General features: G+C 58.1%; 13 protein-coding genes. 11 read left to right on the top strand and 2 right to left on the bottom strand.

The genetic code is table 11. The features are described from left to right. The first annotated feature begins 87 nt into the window (after positions 1 to 87). Positions 88 to 7,371, top strand: a complete 7,284-nt coding sequence (locus tag FEF65_RS04620) for a PAS domain S-box protein (protein ID WP_138238615.1) — start codon at positions 88 to 90, stop codon at positions 7,369 to 7,371. A 116-nt stretch (positions 7,372 to 7,487) separates the two neighbouring features. Here the strand turns inward: FEF65_RS04620 and FEF65_RS04615 are convergent, their stop codons facing one another. After that, positions 7,488 to 7,904, bottom strand: coding sequence for a metallopeptidase family protein (locus FEF65_RS04615; protein ID WP_238701181.1), 417 nt, complete (start codon positions 7,902 to 7,904; stop codon positions 7,488 to 7,490). Between the two features lie 5 nt (positions 7,905 to 7,909). After that, positions 7,910 to 8,797, bottom strand: coding sequence for an SDR family oxidoreductase (locus FEF65_RS04610; protein WP_170304418.1), 888 nt, complete (start codon positions 8,795 to 8,797; stop codon positions 7,910 to 7,912). A 281-nt stretch (positions 8,798 to 9,078) separates the two neighbouring features. Between FEF65_RS04610 and hypA the strand changes: the two genes are divergently transcribed. The 10 genes from hypA to FEF65_RS04560 all read left to right on the top strand — a co-directional run bounded on the left by hypA (position 9,079) and on the right by FEF65_RS04560 (position 18,900). Beyond that, positions 9,079 to 9,420 (top strand): hydrogenase maturation nickel metallochaperone HypA, encoded by a 342-nt coding sequence (gene hypA / locus FEF65_RS04605; RefSeq protein ID WP_138238614.1) that lies wholly within the window; start codon positions 9,079 to 9,081, stop codon positions 9,418 to 9,420. Further along, the gene (hypB, locus tag FEF65_RS04600; RefSeq protein ID WP_138238613.1) at positions 9,421 to 10,338 is read left to right on the top strand and encodes a hydrogenase nickel incorporation protein HypB; all 918 of its coding nucleotides are present in this window, start codon (positions 9,421 to 9,423) and stop codon (positions 10,336 to 10,338) included. It abuts the gene before it with no gap. Further along, entirely contained in the window at positions 10,338 to 10,571 is a 234-nt protein-coding gene (locus FEF65_RS04595) for a HypC/HybG/HupF family hydrogenase formation chaperone (RefSeq protein WP_138238612.1), read from the top strand. Before hypB ends, FEF65_RS04595 begins: the two co-directional genes overlap by 1 nt. Then, complete coding sequence (gene hypD / locus FEF65_RS04590; RefSeq protein WP_138238611.1) at positions 10,568 to 11,683, top strand: hydrogenase formation protein HypD; 1,116 nt, start codon at positions 10,568 to 10,570, stop codon at positions 11,681 to 11,683. Before FEF65_RS04595 ends, hypD begins: the two co-directional genes overlap by 4 nt. Further along, complete coding sequence (gene hypE / locus FEF65_RS04585; RefSeq protein WP_138238610.1) at positions 11,680 to 12,705, top strand: hydrogenase expression/formation protein HypE; 1,026 nt, start codon at positions 11,680 to 11,682, stop codon at positions 12,703 to 12,705. Before hypD ends, hypE begins: the two co-directional genes overlap by 4 nt. A gap of 13 nt (positions 12,706 to 12,718) precedes the next feature. Then, positions 12,719 to 15,088 carry a carbamoyltransferase HypF gene (gene hypF / locus FEF65_RS04580; protein WP_138238609.1) on the top strand — a complete coding sequence of 790 codons (2,370 nt, stop codon included), beginning with the start codon at positions 12,719 to 12,721 and terminating at the stop codon, positions 15,086 to 15,088. Beyond that, the gene (locus FEF65_RS04575) at positions 15,081 to 15,791 is read left to right on the top strand and encodes an urease accessory protein (RefSeq protein WP_138238608.1); all 711 of its coding nucleotides are present in this window, start codon (positions 15,081 to 15,083) and stop codon (positions 15,789 to 15,791) included. Before hypF ends, FEF65_RS04575 begins: the two co-directional genes overlap by 8 nt. A gap of 88 nt (positions 15,792 to 15,879) precedes the next feature. Further along, positions 15,880 to 17,646, top strand: coding sequence for an NADH-ubiquinone oxidoreductase-F iron-sulfur binding region domain-containing protein (locus FEF65_RS04570; RefSeq protein WP_138238607.1), 1,767 nt, complete (start codon positions 15,880 to 15,882; stop codon positions 17,644 to 17,646). Then, positions 17,643 to 18,371: a 2Fe-2S iron-sulfur cluster-binding protein gene (locus FEF65_RS04565; protein ID WP_138238606.1), complete on the top strand. Its 729-nt coding sequence runs from the start codon at positions 17,643 to 17,645 to the stop codon at positions 18,369 to 18,371. Before FEF65_RS04570 ends, FEF65_RS04565 begins: the two co-directional genes overlap by 4 nt. Beyond that, positions 18,364 to 18,900 carry an NADH-quinone oxidoreductase subunit B family protein gene (locus FEF65_RS04560; protein WP_138238605.1) on the top strand — a complete coding sequence of 179 codons (537 nt, stop codon included), beginning with the start codon at positions 18,364 to 18,366 and terminating at the stop codon, positions 18,898 to 18,900. Before FEF65_RS04565 ends, FEF65_RS04560 begins: the two co-directional genes overlap by 8 nt. Positions 18,901 to 19,070 lie beyond the last annotated feature (170 nt).

Raw genomic sequence — 19,070 nt, 5'->3', positions numbered from 1 at the left:
AGCGTACAATGGTGCTACCACTCCCCGCTACTGCACAGACAGCAACATGCATCAGGCAGCCAACCAGCAAAAAGAGAGACCACTGAGATGAACTCACACGACTCCGGCACATCATATTATGGCATCAGGGTTGCAGACATCGACATCGAATGGGACATGACTCACGGCATCTGCACCTTTGCCAAACTGCCGGTTGCCATGATGTGGATTGACTCCACGCTCGCCGGCCTGATGTCCGGTGTACAGACCATGGTCGGCACAGAACGCTTTGCACTGGCCCTGCAAAGCGAAGGGCGCAAGAGCATTGAAGACGACTGGCAGGTGATTGCCCGGTTCCCGACATTTGAGGAGGGGTTTCAGGCCGTTGCCGTAGTCGCAGCCGTGGCTGGCTGGGGCGAGTGGTCGATCATCAAGCGCGATGCCACGGCAAAGCAGTGCTGCATTCGCGTGCGCAACAGCTGGGAAGGGCTCTCCCAGAAAGCGCTCGGGGTCTGCTGGGGCAGCGCCATGCTGGCCGGCAAGATGGCAGGTTACTGTTCGAAGTTGTATGGCGAAAACTGCTGGGCCGAGCAAACCAGCTTCATCGCCCGTGGCGACGCATACGATGAGTTCACCGTTGCCCCTTCCACCCGCTCACTCGAGCAGGAGCTTGATCTGTTGCTGGCCTCCGACGTGGCAACCCGTGCCGACATGTCTGTAGCCCTGCAAACGCTGCAAAATGAAATCGCTCAGCGCCGCAAATCCGAACAGGCGCTGCTACAGCATCATGAACTGCTGACCAACATCATTGAAAGCGCACCTGTTCGCGTCTTCTGGAAAGACTATGAGCTGCGCTACCTCGGCTGCAATCACCTGTTTGCCCGGGATGCCGGCCTCTCCTCGCCTGATGAGCTGATCGGCAAGACCGATTTTGACATGGGCTGGAAGGATCAGGCCGAACTCTATCGGGCCGATGACCGTCTGGTGATGGAGACCGGTGCAGCCAAGCTGGCTTATGAGGAGCCGCAAACCACACCGGATGGGCAAACCATCTGGCTGCGCACCTCCAAGGTGCCGCTACGCGATGGGGAGAACCACGTCATCGGCATACTCGGCATCTACGAGGACATCACCGAGCACAAAAACAGGGAGACGCAATACCGAACGATTGTCGAAACGACGACCGACGGTTTCTGGCGCGTAAGCACCACCGATGCGCGCCTGATGGAGGTCAACGACATCTACTGCCAGATGAGCGGATACAGCCGCGAAGAGCTGCTCACGATGCGCATTCCGGATATCGAGGCGATGATGGATGAGGCGACAGCGTTCGAGAAAATCGCTGATGTCATCGCACGTGGCAGCGCCATCTTCGAAACCCGCCATCGCCATAAGGATGGCAGCGCGTTCGATGTCGAGATCAACGTCAACTACTCCCCCATCATGGGCGGCACCTTCTTCGCCTTCTGCCGCGATATCAGCGCCAGAAAACAGTTTGAGCATCAGCTCAGTGACTCCGAAAACCGCTTCAGAAGCATGATCGAGCAGTCCCCGCTGGCCACACAGATGGTTGCACTCGATGGCAGCATCACCATGGTCAATAAAGCCTGGGAGAACTTATGGGGCGTCCCCTTCGCCGCCCTTGCCGGGTACAATCTGCTCAAGGATCAACAGCTGTCTGCCAGCGGTCTCATGCCGTTGCTCGAATCAGCACTGGCAGGACACGCCATCTCTGTACCGGAAATGGAGTACGACCGCAGTGCGACGCCGGAAGTGAGCGGGGCATCAGGCAAACTGTGGGTACGCACCTTCATCTATCCGCTCCGGGATGATCAGGGCAAGGTACATGAGCTGATACTGGTGCAGGAGGATACCTCCAAACGCAAACAGGATGAGGAGCGCATCCGCCTCTATCAGGAGATATTTGCACTCTCCAACGATGCCATCGCCATTATCCGACCGGATGGCACCTATCTCGAACAGAATCATGCCCACCGCGAAATGCTCGGCTTCAGCGATGATGAGCTGGAGGGGAAGACCCCCGCGATTCATCTCGGCGAGGAGGTATTCGAAACAGTCGCCAACATACTGCTTGCAACGGGACGATATAATGGAGAGGTCGCCTCCAGGGCCTGTGATGGCACCCGGCGCATCATCGATCTGTCCGCCTTCCCGATCCGCAACAGCAAGGGAGATGTCGAGTGCTATGTCGGCATCAAGCGGGACATTACCGAGCGCAAGCGCGACGAAGAGGCCTTGCGCAATAGCGAACAGAAGCTCAATGCCATCCTCGACAACGTCGATGCCTATATTTACCTCAAGGATACAGAGGGGCGCTACCTGTTTGCCAACCGCCTTGTGCGTGAGCTGTGGGGCGCCGACATCACGGATATTGTCGGCTTCGGCGATGAGAAGTTTTTCGATGAAAAAACGACGGAGAATATTCGCCGCAACGACCGCAGGGTACTCATCAATGGTGAAACGGTGCGCTCGGAGGAGGCCAACACGGTGCCTTCGACGGGAGAGACCAAAACCTATCTGTCCACCAAACTGCCGCTCTACCGCGACGATGGCACCATCTCGGCCCTGTGCGGTATATCGACCGACATCTCGGAGCGCATAAAGAGCGAGACGGCCCTGCAGGAGAGCGAGCAGCGATTCAGGGATCTGTTCGAAAAATCACCGGACCCGTGCTGGATCATCAATGAAGACAACCTCTTCATCATCTGTAATCAGGCGGCTGCCGATATTCTTGGCTATGACTCCATTGAGGAGCTGACCTCGACCCATCCGTCCAGGTTGTCGCCCCGCATGCAACCTGACGGACGCGAATCGTTCGAAAAAGCCAATGCCATGATGGCTGCCGCCCACACCACCGGCGTACACCGGTTCGAATGGATACACAAGCGCAAGCATGGCGAGCTCTTTCCGGTTGAAGTGACGCTGGCCCGTATCGAGATCGACGGCAAACAGCAGCTCTACTGCATCTGGCGCGATATCAGCGAACGCAAACAAACGGAAATGGCTCTGCTCGAATCCAACAGCCATACCGAATCGTTACTCAGGTTATCCAGATCGCTGGAGTTTGCCCGCGATGATCAGCAGGCCATCGATGCAGTCGCCACTGAGGTCGAAGCCATCATCGGCTATAAAACGACAACCCTGTTCATCATTGATGACGATGGAAAAAATGCCACCATGCTGTCGGCCCACCCATCCAAAGCCGTCAAAAGCATGGAGCCAATCCGGCAGATTCGCATTGGCGACAACCGGCTTTTTGCCGAGTCCATCGCTGCGGATGGACCGGTCATCGTCAGCAACTGCCAAACCGACCCCAGAACCGACAAGGAACTGGTCGCAAAAATGAATGCACGCTCCATTGTGCACGTGCCGATTCGCCAGGCGGAGCGCTGCAAAGCCCTTCTGGGCGTGGCAACGTTTGGCGACGAAGGTGAACTTCACCCATCCCCGCCACAACTCAAATACCTGAGCTCAGTCGCCAACCAGCTTGGCAGCACATTAAACCGCATTGACCTTGAACGCTTGCGCCATGAGGCGGAGGAGAAGCTGCGTCTCAGCGAGGAGCGTTTTCAGCTCGCCATGGAGGGTGCCAATGACGGTCTGTGGGACTGGAATCTGGAAACCGATGAGGTTTACTACTCACCGCGCTGGTTCTCGATGCTCGGCTATGCCCCCGATGTGTTCCCGCCGCGACTCGACACCTGGGCACAGCTCGTCCATGATGAAGACAGGGAGCGCGTGCTCACCTGTGCGGCAGACTACCTGGAGGGCAGAGCCGACAGTTTCGAAGTCGAAGTACGCATGCACCACCGAGATGGTCATATCGTTTACATCCTTGCCCGAGCCAGAAAGGTATGTAACGCAGACGGCAAGCCCGTGCGCCTGGTCGGTACGCATGTCGACATCAGCGATCACAAGCGGACCGAAGCGACTCTGGCAGAAAGCGAGGCAGCCCTCAAAGAAGCCCAGCGCATCAGCCACCTGGGCAGCTGGCATATCGACCTGACAAGTCATGAAGTTTACTGGTCGGAAGAGCTCTATCGGATGTACGGCTTTGATGCATCACAACCACCACCGCACCTTGACGAGTCCATGGCTCTGTTTACCCCCGAAAGCCGGGAGCTATTGAGCGCAACCATTGCCCGAACCATCGAGCAGGGGGGGAACTATACCCTTGAACTGGAGATGACCCCGAAAGCAGGCGGCACCCGGTGGATGCAAGCCCGTGGTGAGCTGGTGCAGGATGAGCATGGCCATCCACTGAAGCTGCAGGGAACAGCAGTCGATATCACCGAACGCAAACAAAATGAGTTGCAACTGCATCAAATGCTGTCGCTGCATGAGGCCACGCTTGAGGCCACTGCGGATGGCATTCTGGTGGTGGATCGCGACGGCAAGTGGAGCGCATTCAATCAGAAATTTGTACACATGTGGCATATCCCCGAAGCAATGATTGCATCGGGAGATGATCAACAGGCACTCAACTACGTGCTCAATCAGCTGGCCCATCCGCAAGCCTTTATCGACAAGGTCATGCAGCTTTACGCCCACCCTGAAGCGATCAGCTTTGATATGCTTGAATTTAAAGATGGTCGTGTCTTTGAACGCTATTCGATGGAGCAGCGACTGGAGGGAGAGATCGTCGGACGCGTCTGGAGCTTCCGCGATGTCAGTGACCGCCACCAGGCCGAAGAGCGGTTACGCGCCAGTGAGGCCCGCCTGCGTATCGCCATGGAAACCGCCGAGCAGGGCTGGATTGACCTGCATATCCCGACGGGCAAAACCACGGTCAGCCCGGAAATCCCGAAGATGCTCGGCTATGACCCTGCGGAATACGTAGCGGGTCTGGAAGTCCTGGCCACCTCCCTGCATCCGGATGACAAACTGGAAACACTGGCCATTCTCGACCGGTGCATTCGTTCAACCGGACACGAACAGCACGAGTACCGCCGCAAAACAAAATCAGGTGAGTGGAAATGGGTCAACACTGTCATCCGCGTCATCGAGCGGGATGAACGGGGCAACGCCATCCGCCTGATCGGCGTACAGACCGATATTTCAAAGCGCAAACAGGCCGAAACCATACTGATGCAAAGCGAGGAGCGACTGAAAATGGCCCAGACCATCGGCCTCGTTGGCATCTGGGACTGGGCTCCGCAGACCGGCGCCCTGATCTGGACCGAAGAAACATTCAATATATTCGGCTATGCCATGGATGAGGTCGTGCCGAGCTACGAGCTGTTCCTCGAACATATCATCAGCGAAGACCGCAACCGGCTGAGTGAAGCCGTCGCATCGGCTCTTCAGGCCGGCACCAAATACGATATCGATTGTACATTCGTGCGCAAGGATGAAACACGCGGCTATGCCAACGCCCAGGGGCAGGTCATATTCAGCGACGATGGCACCCCCGTTCGCATGATCGGTACCTTCCAGGACATCACCCTGCGTAAAAAAGCGGAACTGGCGCTGCGTCAGGAGCTCGATTTCCGCAGTCATCTGTTTGAGCATGCTTCCGAAGGCATTGTCCTCTGGCAACCGGAGCACAATGGCAAATTTGCCGAATTTATAGCCTGGAACAGGCGCATGCAGGAGATCACCGGCTATACGATTGAGGAGATCAATCAAGCGGGCTGGCTGAACACCATCTATCGCGATGATCGCGAGCGCGAGAAAGCCCGGGGCACCATGTCGAATGTGCTGGCAGGTAATATCAATCGCGGCACCGACTTCGAAATTACTACCCGGGCCGGCGAAGCACGCACCATTCATATCTCATCATCACGGGTACAAACAAGCGATGATGCCCCTCTGGTGCTGGCCGTGATTCAGGATATCACCGAAAGCAAACGGGCAGAAAAGGAGCTGCGCCAGGCCAAATTTGTCATGGAGAATGCACCGTTCAACATCACCTTCCTCGATGAGCAGGCAAACATCCATTACCTGAACAAAACCGCCCGTGAAACATTCGGACTCACGGAAGAGCAGGTCCGGGGCGGACTCAAACTCTCCGATATCGATCCGGGTGCAACCGATGAGATCTGGCGCGCGCACTGGCAGGAGCTGACGCAGAAAAAGAGAATCTTTCTCGAGCGCGAGCATCAGCGCAAAAACGGAGAAACGTTCCCGGTTGAAATCATTGCCAACTATATGCAGTTCGGCGACGAGGCCTTCAATGCGGCCTTTGATCGTGATGTCTCGGTGCAAAAACAGCTGGAGGAACAACTACGGCAGTCACAAAAAATGGAAGCCATCGGCACGCTGGTCGGAGGCATTGCCCACGACTTCAACAATATGCTGGCTGCCATTCAGGGTAACCTCTATCTGGCCCGCAACCAGATGCGCAGTCACCCGGTTGCCGATGACAAGCTTGCCAACATTGAGCAGCTGGGTAACAGGGCCGCTGACATGGTTCAGCAGCTGCTGACCTTCGCACGCAAGGACAGCGTACAGATGCGAACACTGCAGCTGAACCCGTTTTTCAGAGAGGCATTCAAGCTGGCCCGCACAGCCATTCCCGAGAATATCTCACAGGAGACAGAGATCTGCAGCGAACAGCTGTACATCCACGGTGATCCGACCCAGTTGCAGCAGGTGATCATGAACCTGCTCAATAACGCCGTCGATGCTGTCGCAAAGGCTCAGCTGCCCTGCATCGAGTGTGTACTGGCCCCGTTTGAAGCCGATGAATCATTCAGAAACATGCATCCGGAACTGCAGCAGCAACAGTTTGCCCGTATCACGGTACGGGATAACGGTTCCGGTATTCCCGAGCACCTGCTCAGCAATATCTTCGAGCCATTCTTCAGCACCAAAGAGATAGGCAAAGGCACCGGCCTTGGTCTGGCCATGGTCTACGGTGCCATAAGAACCCATGGTGGCGCCATCACAGTGGACAGTCAGCCCGGCCTGGGCACCCGCTTTGATATCTACCTGCCACTGGTCACCACCAGCGAAGAGGAACCGGATGCACCTCCGGAGATGATATCCGGTGGCAGAGGCGAGTGCATTCTGCTTGTCGACGACGATGAAAGCGTGCGCAAAACCACGGCCGAAGTGCTTGAAAGCATGGGCTATCAGGTGATTCAGGCTGTCGATGGTGAGTACGCCATGGATTACCTGCAGGCCAATCGCAACCTTATCCGGCTGGTGATCACGGATATCGTCATGCCACGCATGGGGGGCATCGCACTGCTGCAGGCCATTCGCCAGCAGGATGCACTGCTGCCAGTACTGCTTTCAACGGGCTACGACAAAACCCATGTACTGGAGACACATGTCGACCTGCAGCACTGCCAGCAGATCACCAAACCGTTCAACTTTGATCATCTGGCCCTGATCATTCGTGAACTGATTGATGAACACAGCTGAATCAGGAGGGGTCAAAGAAAGGGGCGAGTCTCCATTCAGCGTCATCCCTTGCCGGCCATGAGCGCAGGCAAGGGATGGCGTGACTGCCCAGGAAACCGGACGACACGATCGCTGGGCTAATCGTCCTCTCCGGCTATATCAATCTCTTCCATCTCCTCGTCCGAGAAGCCGAAATAATGGCCCACCTCATGCATGACAACAGCGGCAATACAATCAGCCGGCTCCTCCCCTGTTTCATGGCACGATGCAAGAATCGGTACCCGATAAAGGTGAATCATATCAGGTAACATGCCTGCACCGCCGTCTGTACGCTCCTCCAGCGGATGCCCCTCATAAAGACCGAGCAGATCGAGCGGTGATGTCAGCCCCATCGATGCCAGCACCTCTGCATCGGCATAATCATCGACGACAATCACGACATTCTCCATCACCAGCCTGAATGGCTCCGGCAGCTCATTAAATGCCTGCTCGGCCAGCATGCGGAAGGTTTCTGTATCCATCATATAGTGCAGGGGCGTTTCGGCCGATGCCATTTCGTTTAACTCCTCTCCCCTGCCAGCAATGCGGGCACTGCGGCACGAAAGTCGGGATAATTCAGGGTGGCCAGCAGCTCCCGGTGCAACAGCCTGTTCGATACCCGTTTATTATCGCGAAAAAAATCAAGCAGAGCGGGAGAAAGCTGCGCCTCTCCCTCGGCTGCGGTTAATATCTCCGGCGCCGGAGCTCCGACCATGGCCGCCAGCTCACACACGTAGTCGGCGTGTGGCAGCGGCATATCGTCGGCCAGGTTGACGATGCGCCCGCTGCGCGGGCTGTGCATAGCCGCCAGCAATGCGGCCACGATGTCATCCACATGAATGCGACTTGAGAAATGCGGTGGCTGCCACTGCACCGCCTTGTATCCCCCCGCCCGCAATCGACCCAGCAGGTTGCGCCCCGGCCCGTAGATCCCGGCAATTCTGAATACTTCAGCCGGCAAGCCTGAATCAAACCACGCCTTTTCGGCCGTTAAGCGCTCGCGACCACGCGCACTGGCCGGCCGGCAAACCGTTGACTCATCCACCCAGCCACCGCAAGCGTCACCATAAACACCTGTGGTCGACAGATAGCCGGCCCAGCGAACAGAGGTCAGATGCGAGGCAATCTGCGGCAGCCACTGCGTCTGCGGGGCATACATCTCCGAGCCATCACGCACAAGCGGAATCGAATCGAGCAGACAGTCCACCATCGCCAGCAGCGATCGCGGCAACTGCAGGGGCGATTCGACCACCACAGCCTCAATACCCAGCGGCTCAAGTGCCGCAACCCGCTCTGCACTGCGCGTGGTCGCAACCACCCGCATCCCCTGCTGCAGGCAGGCCACAGCCACCCGTTCACCAACATATCCGCACCCGAGGATCAGCATACTCTGTCTGTCATTTTGCATCCGGCCAGACTAGCCGGCAGTCCATAAACAGCAATCTGCCAGGCCGTGCCCCCATTGCAGACTATTCCGCTTCAACTAGGAGCCTGTCTGACTTAAGCGATTCGTAGCGAGCAGGTGGGAGGGCGAGTCAAAAATGTTCCGGGATTGAGGAGCATAGTGGTAACTATGTGACGAAAGACCGGGGCATTTTGGGCCGCAATCCCTGCCGCGCAGTAGAGTTGAGTTAAGTCCGACAGGCTCCTAGCATGGCGAAATGTGTATCCCGACAAAGGACGAGCTGAATGCATGAGCTGTCGCTGTGCGAAGGTATCGTCGAGCTGCTGCAGGAACGGGCGGCAATCGATCATTTCAGCCAGGTAAAAACCGTACAGCTGCAAATTGGCCAACTCTCATGTGTGGAGCCGGAAGCCATGCGATTTGCCTTCGGGGCGGTATCGAAAAACAGCGTTGCCGCCGGTGCCACCCTGAATATTGAGCCGCTCCCGGGCATCGGCTGGTGCCACCGGTGCGCCGCTGAGGTCGCTATCGGCCAGCGCTACGACCCCTGCCCCTTGTGCGGCACGGCCCCGATTGAGATACGGCAAGGGGATGAAATGCGAATCAAACATGTGGAGGTGGTATAAATGTGTACAGTATGCGGATGTGGTGAAGATGCCAGTCATCACCACGATCATGACCATCAGGGGCACAGCCACCATCATGGCGCTCACAGCCACCATCATGGCGCTCACAGCCACGAGCATGCACACACACACGAGGAGCATGCCAGCGACCACCGCCATGACTACAGCCAGGGCGCAGCCGGCGTTCATGTCGCCGGCTTCTCACAATCGCGACTGATCAGCATCGAGCAGGATATTCTGAGCAAGAACAATCGCTATGCCGATGCCAACCGCCGCTGGCTGAACGAGCGAGGCATTCTGGCCCTGAATCTTGTCTCAAGCCCCGGAGCCGGAAAAACCACTCTGCTGACAAAAACCATTGAGGCTCTGGCCGGCACCATCCCCGTCGCCGTCATCGAGGGCGATCAGCAGACCGCCAACGACGCCGAGCGCATTCGCGCCACCGGTGTTACCGCTATCCAGATCAATACCGGCAAGGGCTGCCACCTCGATGGCCATATGGTCGGCCACGCCATCGGTGATCTGAATCCGGAACCGGCCAGCCTGCTGTTCATTGAAAATGTCGGCAACCTGGTCTGCCCGGCGGCATTTGACCTGGGTGAGGCGGCCAAGGTGGTCATTTTATCGGTGACGGAAGGAGCGGATAAACCGCTCAAATATCCGGATATGTTCCATGCCGCCAGCCTGATGATCATCCACAAAACCGACCTGCTTCCCTATGTCGATTTCGATGTGGATGCATGCTGCAATCATGCCCGGCGCATCAACCCCGGTATCCGTATCCTGCAGCTCTCAGCCACCACGGGCGAGGGCATGGAGCCATGGCTGAACTGGCTGCGGGCCCATCATGCCATTGCCCGGATCGGCATCGCCGCACCGGCCACGGAAGAGTCCCGCACCCACAGTGGAGAGTCCTGATGTGTCTGGCAGTACCGGCCAGGGTTGAGGCGCTGGATGAGGCAACCGCGATGGCCGTCGTCAGCCTTGATGGCATCCGCAAGGAGGTCTCGACGCAACTGCTGGAGCAGGTTGCCATCGGTGATTATGTGCTGATCCATGTCGGCTTTGCTCTTGAGCGCATCGATCCGGTCGAGGCGGCCAAAACGCTGGCGCTGTTTGCCGAGCTGCGGGCCATGGACGGTAACGCATGAAATATATCGATGAATTCCGCGATGGTGACACCGCCCGCCTGCTTGCCGGCCTGATTCATAAAGAGGTCAGCCCCGATCGCAATTACCGCCTGATGGAGTTCTGCGGCGGTCATACCCATGCCATTTTCCGTTTCGGCATCGTGGATCTGATGCCTGAAAATGTCCGCTTCGTACACGGCCCCGGTTGTCCTGTATGCGTATTGCCGGCAGGTCGCATTGAAGCGGCGATCAGACTGGCTGAAAGCAGCGATATCATCCTCTGTACCTATGCCGATCTGATGCGCGTACCGGCCGGAAAAAAGGACAGCCTGCACAAGGCCAGAGCCCGTGGTGCCGATATACGCATGATCTATTCGGCTACCGATGCACTGGCTATTGCCCAGGCCAACCCGGAACGGCAGGTGGTCTTTTTTGCCATCGGTTTTGAAACCACCACGCCACCAACTGCTGCGGTGATCAGGATTGCCGCAGCCATGGCGCTGACCAACTTTACGGTATTCTGCAACCATGTACTGACACCCCCGGCCATGGCCCACATCCTTGCCAGCGGCGAGGCAAGCATTGACGGCATTCTCGGCCCCTCACATGTCAGCACCATCATCGGCAGCCAGGCCTATGCCGACTGCTGCGCGCAATACCGCATGCCACTGGTGATTGCCGGCTTTGAGCCGGTGGATGTTATCCAGTCCACCCTGCTGCTGATTCGCCAGATCAATGAAGGCATCCATCGCGTGGAGAACCAGTATACCCGCGCAGTCAGCGCATCCGGCAACCGCAAGGCAAAGGCACTGATGGATGAGATCTTCGAACTGCGGCCACGGTTTGAGTGGCGCGGTCTTGGCGAGCTGCCCGACAGTGCCCTCGCCATTCGCCACACCTACGCCGCATTCGATGCGGAAAAACGTTTTCATATGGCCCCTGTCACCACAACCGATATCAAGGGCTGCATCTGCCCTGCCGTCCTGCGCGGGGTGAGCAACCCGGATGAGTGCAAGCTCTTCGGTACGGTCTGCACTCCGGAAGAGCCCAAAGGGGCCTGCATGGTCTCCTCCGAAGGGGCTTGTGCCGCCTATTACAGCTACGGACGCTTCCGTGCAGAGGTCACCTCATGAACAATCCCGACTTCAAACACGGGGTCATTGAAATGGCCCACGGCAGCGGCGGCAGAACATCCGCCACGCTGATCGAGTCACTGTTTGTCCGTCACTTCGATAACCCGCTGCTGCAACAGGGCAATGATCAGGCTGCATTTGCGGTCACATCCGGCCGCATGGTCATCACCACCGATGCCCATGTTGTGTCCCCCCTCTTTTTTCCGGGTGGCGATATCGGCTCACTCTCCGTGCACGGCACCATCAATGATGTCGCCATGGCCGGCGCACAACCGCTCTACCTCTCCGCCGCCTTTATTCTCGAGGAGGGATTTCCGCTGGCCGAGCTCGAACGCATTGTCATCAGCATGGCCAGAGCCAGTCGCGAAACGGGCATACCGGTTGTCACCGGTGATACCAAAGTGGTGGAGCGCGGCAAAGGCGACGGCGTCTTTATCACCACCACCGGCATCGGCGTGATCCCTGACGGCATTCATATCTCCGGTCATCTGGCCCGACCGGGTGATGCGATTATTCTATCCGGCTATATCGGCGATCATGGCACCGCCATTCTGTCCAGCCGTGAAGGGCTTGAGTTCGGCACCACCATCACTTCCGACTCTGCCGCTCTGCACACCCTGGTGGCCGCCATGATTGAGGTTGCGCCGGATATCCGTTGCCTGCGCGATCCGACCCGGGGCGGCCTTGCCACCACCCTCAATGAGCTGGCCCGTCAGTCGGGTGTCGGCATGCATATTGAAGAGGCGGCCATTCCGCTCAGGGCGGAGGTCAGGGGGGCCTGCGAGCTGCTTGGTCTTGATCCGCTCTATATGGCCAATGAAGGGAAGCTGGTCTGCATCGTACCACAGCAATCAGCCGGGAGGCTGCTGGCACGCATGCACCATCACCCGCTGGCCAGGCAGGCCGCCATCATCGGGCATGTCACCAGCGATGAGAGAAACCTGGTCGTCATGCAAACAGGCTTCGGTGGCATGCGCGTGGTCGACTGGCTGGCCGGAGAACAGCTGCCTCGCATCTGCTGATCCGGAAAAGCACATGACAGCCATAACCATTCGTATTCGCGGACTGGTGCAGGGGGTCGGCTTTCGCCCTTTCATCTGGCACCTGGCGACGGAGCTCGGCATCACCGGTTCCGTCCGCAATGACGGCGAAGGTGTACGCATTGACGCATGGGGGGAGAGCGAAACCCTTGAGCGCTTCCGGCTGCTGATCACGGCGCAACCGCCGCCACTGGCCCGGATCGATGCGCTCGAGCAGATGGCCGGCGACATGGCTGCGCGGCCCGATCAATTCGTGATTGCAGCAAGCGATTGCAGCACAAGCATACACGCCACCCCCGTCACCCCCGATGCGGCCCTCTGCCCTGCCTGCATGGCGGAAATTCACACGCCATCCAGCCGTTTTTTTGACTACCCGTTCACCAGCTGCACACACTGCGGCCCCCGCCTTTCCATTGTACGGGCCACCCCCTACGATCGAGCCAACACCAGCATGGCGCCCTTCCCGATGTGTGCATCATGCCAGCGTGAATATGATGATCCGGCCAACCGGCGCTTTCATGCCCAGGCCCACACCTGTCCGGCATGCGGGCCATCTATCTGGCTGGAGGATGCAAGCGGCCGGCGCAGCGATACCGCAACAGCGACTGCAATCCTTGACCGTACGGCCGCACTGCTCAGCCAGGGGCTGATCATTGCCATCAAGGGAACCGGCGGCATTCAGCTGGCTGTCGATGCCACGAATCATGCCGCCGTTACCCGTTTGCGCCGTCGCAAGCAGCGCTATGACAAACCCTTCGCACTGATGGGGCGGGATATCGCCGCCATCGCCTGCCATGCCAGCGTGACACCCGCTGAGGCAGAGCTGCTGAGCTCAGCGGCGGCCCCCATTGTGCTGCTTGCACCTCATCCGCAACAAAGCAAGGACACTCCCAGACCACTGGCCACGGCCATTGCCCCCGGCCAGTCGCGTCTTGGCTTTATGCTGCCCAACAGCCCGTTGCACAGCCTGCTGATGGCACGGCTGCAACACCCGATTGTACTGACATCCGGTAACCGCTCGGATGAACCGCAATGTATCGATAACAGCGATGCCCGCGACCGCCTTGCCGGCATCGCTGATCATTTCCTGCTGCATAACCGGGACATCGTTAACCGGCTGGATGATTCGGTGGTCACCTTCATGGCGGAGGCCCCCCGACTGCTTCGCCGCGCACGCGGCTATGCCCCGTCGCCTCTTCTGTTGCATCACAGCTTTGCACGTTGTGGTCATATACTGGCCATGGGCAGCGAGATGAAAAACACCTTCTGCCAGCTTTCCGGGCGAGAGGCCATCCTCTCCCAGCACACCGGTGATCTGGAGCATGCGGCAACCCGTCACGACTATCACCATGCGCTTGAGCTCTACCGGCAGCTGTTTGCCTTCAACCCGGCATGCATCGCCATTGATCAGCATCCCGACTACCTGTCCGGCCGCATCGGCACCGATATGGCCGGACAGGAGCGCATTCCCCTGCTACCGATCCAGCATCACCATGCTCATATCGCTGCCGTCATGGCCGAAAACCAGCTGCCACTCGATGGCAAGCCGGTGCTGGGAATTGCGCTTGACGGACTTGGCTTCGGCAGTGATGGCACACTGTGGGGGGGCGAATTTCTGCTGGCCGACTATTGCCACTACAAACGGCTCGCCTGCTTCCAGCCAGTGCCCATGCCGGGAGGCACGCAGGCCATCAGAGAGCCATGGCGCAACTGCTTTGCCCACCTGCATGCGGCCGGTTGGGATGATATCAGCCGCCGTTTTGCCGATACCGACATCATCCGCTTTCTGCATACCAGGCCGCTGCCCGTCCTGCATCGCATGATTGAACAGGGAATCAATACCCCGGCCAGCTCCTCCTGCGGGAGACTGTTTGATGCCGTTGCAGCAGCGCTCGCTATCTGCCGTCATCAGGTCAGCTATGAAGGACAGGCGGCCATCGAGCTGGAAAATCTTGCCCGCTCAGCCTGGAGCAGGCACACACCAGCCTATCCATACCGCCTGGAGAGGCGCGCCGATACGCTGCAGATCATTCACTGGCAACCGATGTGGCAGGCATTGCTGGACGATCTGCAGCAGCAGCTGCCGACGGCAGAGATTGCGGCGCGCTTTCATCGCACCCTCAGCCATGCCATCACTGCACTGGCACAGCAGCTATGTCACAGCCATGCCACTGCCATTGTGGTACTATGCGGTGGCGCTTTTCAGAATCGTCTGCTATTGGAAGCTGTGACTGCTGATTTAGCCGACAAAACACCGCAACTGCTGATCGCCGGGCAAACACCGCTGAATGATGGCGGGCTGGCACTGGGACAGGCCGCCATCGCTGCTGCCACACAATGGACAAAGGGCACACAACATGATTGAAATTCTTCTGCTCGGATTTTTCCTTGGTATCCGCCATGCGATGGAGTCCGACCACATCGCCGCAGTCGCCACACTGGTCAGCCGCTCCCCCTCGGTGCGCGAGTCAATCCGGCTGGGCTCCATATGGGGACTGGGGCACACGACAACCCTGTTGATCTTCGGCAGCTCCGTCATACTGCTTGATCAAATCATCCCGGAACGGCTGGCGATGATGCTGGAGTTCGCGGTCGGTGCCATGCTGGTTCTGCTTGGCATCGATGTGCTCCGCCGGCTGATCAAAACAGGTATCCACTTTCATCTCCACCGTCATGCCGATGGTTCACGCCACTGGCATGCCCACATGCACCATGAGGAAGGGAGTAAACTTGCAGGCGACAGCCACGCGCATACGCACCCCGCCCCGTTTCCTCTGCGCGCCCTGCTGATCGGCATGATGCATGGTATGGCCGGGTCCGCCGCGCTGATCGCCCTCACCCTGCAATCGGTGCACTCCCTTGCCACGGGCATGATCTATATCGCTCTCTTTGGCCTGGGTTCTATCGCCGGTATGGCGGCACTGTCGGTAGCGATCATGTTTCCGCTTCGCCACTCGGCCCGTCGTTTTGGCCCGTTACATCAATACCTTCAACTGGCTATCGGCAGCATCACGCTACTTCTCGGTGCCAACATCATGTTTGAGATCGCCTCAAACGGTCCGTTTTAGGCGCACGCCAGGCACGGCAACAACACCTTAACCCCTTTTTTAAATGGCCATATCCCGATACAATGCGAGCACGCAAAAGGAGTTTCCCATGCACGTACATCACGGGCAGGAGAGCCAGCCCGGCTTTCTGACGCAACCACAGCTCAACGACCACCTGCTTCACCGTCTTCATGATCTGCAAACCCGCTTTCGCCACATCCCGCAACCATCGATTGCCGAACTGGCTGAGGAGCTGCAACTTCCGATCACGCAGGTGGAGGCCGTCATCGATTTTTACGCGTTTTTTCACCGCCAGCCACGCGGCCAGACTGATATCCTGTTCAGTAACTGTACCAGCTGCGGCGATCTCGCCCTGATGCAACAGCTCTGCGACCGGCTGCAGGTTGAACCGGAACAGACCCGTGCAGATGGCCGCATCTCCATTGGTCAGGCCTCCTGTATCGGCATGTGTGATCATGGCCCCTCCGCGCTCGTCAACGGTATCCCGCTGACATCGATCACGGCCGAACTGATTGAGCAGATGGCAGCACTTATTGAATCGGATACGCCTGTTGCCAGCTGGCCTGAAAACTGGTTCCGGGTCGGCAATCATATCCGCAAGGAGGGATTGCTGCTGAGTGAATCATTTGAACCGGGCTCCGCCCTGAAGTCCATGCGCGGCCGCAATCGTGACCAGCTGCTCGAAGCCATTACGGCTTCCGGCCTGAAAGGGCGCGGCGGCGCCGGCTTTTCCACCGGCATGAAGTGGCAATTCTGCCGCGATGCCGAAAGCACCACCCGCTATGTGGTCTGTAATGCCGACGAGGGTGAGCCGGGCACATTCAAGGACCGAATCCTGCTCAACAGTCATGCCGATGAGGTCTTCGAGGGCATGACCATTTGCGGCCATATCATTGGCGCCACACAAGGTTACCTCTACCTGCGCGGTGAATACCGTTATCTGCTGGATGCCCTCAATACCACGCTGCAACGCAGACGTGATGCAGGCTTGCTGGGGGCCAACATTCTCGGTGAAGGTATCGATTTTGATATTGCCATCGTGGTCGGAGCCGGTGCCTACATCTGTGGCGAGGAATCCGCCCTGATCGAGTCGATGGAGCAAAAACCTGGAATTCCGCGCATCCGCCCGCCCTTCCCGGTCACCTGCGGCTTCCGCAATCAACCGACAGTGGTCAATAATGTCGAAACACTGGCGGCGGCAGCCAATATCATTCTGCGCGGCCATGAGTGGTTTGAAACACGTGGCACATGGCAATCCAGAGGCAGCAAACTGCTATCGGTATCCGGTGACTGTGCCCGCCCCGGCATTTACGAAGTCGCCTTCGGCGTGACCATTGAGGATATCCTGCACGATTGCGGCGCCACCGATGTACAGGCGGTCCAGGTCGGTGGCCCCTCCGGCTCTCTGGTCGGCCCCGACAAATTCAGCCACTGCATCGCATTCGAGGATATCGCCACCGGCGGCTCATTCATGATCTTCAACCATACGCGCGACCTGCTCGACATCATCGGCAAGTTCACCCGCTTTTTTGCTCATGAGAGCTGCGGCTTCTGCACCCCTTGCCGGGTGGGGACCACGCTGCTGAACAATGGCATGCAGAAAATCTGCAGTGGTCATGGAACGGCCCATGACGTCGATGAGCTGGCCCGCACCGCAGCACTGGTATCCCGACGCTCGCACTGCGGCCTGGGCATCACCGCCGCCAATCCGATTCGGGATGGCCTGAAACACTTTCCGCAACTCTTCGAAGCCCGGTTATTACATCAGGAGATGGAGCCTGAGTTCAACCTTGATGCATCGCTGGCCGAAGCACGCAAACTGACCCGTCGCGACGACGCGGAGGCACACCTATGAGCAGCATTAATATTGACGGCACCGATGTACCGTTTGAGCCGGGACAGACCATTATGGATGCGGCCCTTGCCGCCGGTGTCTACATTCCACACCTGTGCCACAAACCGGGCATCTCCCCGCACGGCAGCTGCAAGCTCTGCACGGTCGATGTCAATGGACGTGCCGTTTCCGCCTGCACGATGGCGGCAGCCGAAGGGCAAAAGATCGAAAATAACACGCCGGCACTGAATGAAGTACGCAAATCAATTACCCAGATGCTGTTCATCGAGGGTAACCACCTTTGCCCATCCTGCGAAAAAACCGGCGACTGCACCCTGCAGGCGGTTGGCTATCATCTTGGTATGCTCGATGGCCACTATCCGCAGTTCTATCCTCGCCGCGAGGTGGATGCATCGCACCCCTCGCTGGTACTGGACCGGGATCGCTGCATCATGTGCGAGCTGTGTGTTCGTGCCAGCCGCGAGGTTGACGGCAAAGATGTTTTTGCCATTGGCGGCCGCGGCACCGGGCGTCACCTGATTGTCAACTCGGCCACTGGCAAGCTGGCCGACTCCGATATTACCACCGATGATCTGGCCGCCCATATCTGTCCGGTCGGAGCCATTCTGATCAAGGATCATGGCTATGAAGTGCCGATCGGACGGCGCACCTTCGACCTGCACAGTGTTGCCGAAACCGACCTGGGCGAAGTTAAACTGACCAAAACGAGGCATCACGATGAGTAAGGTACGCGTAGCCACCACTTCACTGGCCGGCTGTTTCGGCTGTCATATGTCATTCCTCGACATGGATGAGCGTATTGTCGGGCTGCTCGAGCATGTGGAATTCAGCCGCTCCCCGATCAATGATATCAAGCACTGCGAGCCGTGCGATATCGGTCTTGTCGAAGGAGCCCTGTGCAATGCGGATAACGTGCATGTGCTCAGGGAGTTTCGCGAAAACTGCAAAATCCTGATTGCCGTCGGCGCCTGCGCCATCAATGGCGGCGTGCCGGCCATGCGCAACCACTTCAGCCTGCAGGAGTGTCTTGAAGAGGCCTTTCTCGATGAAATCGGCGTGGATAACCCGCACATCCCGAATGATGTCGAGATTCCGCTGCTGCTATCGAAGGTCCATCCGCTGCATGAGGTGGTGAAGGTCGACTACTACCTGCCCGGTTGTCCGCCTCCGGCCGATGCCTTTGTGAAGATTCTCACCGACCTTCTTGAGGGGCGTGAGCCGGCCCTGCCGAAAAACATGCTGCACTATGACTAGAGAAGGCCTGATCAGCGCTTCCGCGCCGGCCATCAATGGCCTGCCAAAGCAACGAACAAGAGACGTTCCGGCCTTTGCAGACTGATATTTGCCAGGCTGCAATCAATCAGCATCGACCCAGGTGCTGATTGACCCGGCCTGCCGCGGTGAACCCGCCCTGCCTTTAAGGA

Source organism: Mariprofundus erugo, from assembly GCF_005818865.1.
Taxonomy (GTDB): domain Bacteria; phylum Pseudomonadota; class Zetaproteobacteria; order Mariprofundales; family Mariprofundaceae; genus Mariprofundus; species Mariprofundus erugo.
This window is presented reverse-complemented; position numbering and strand designations above follow the sequence as displayed.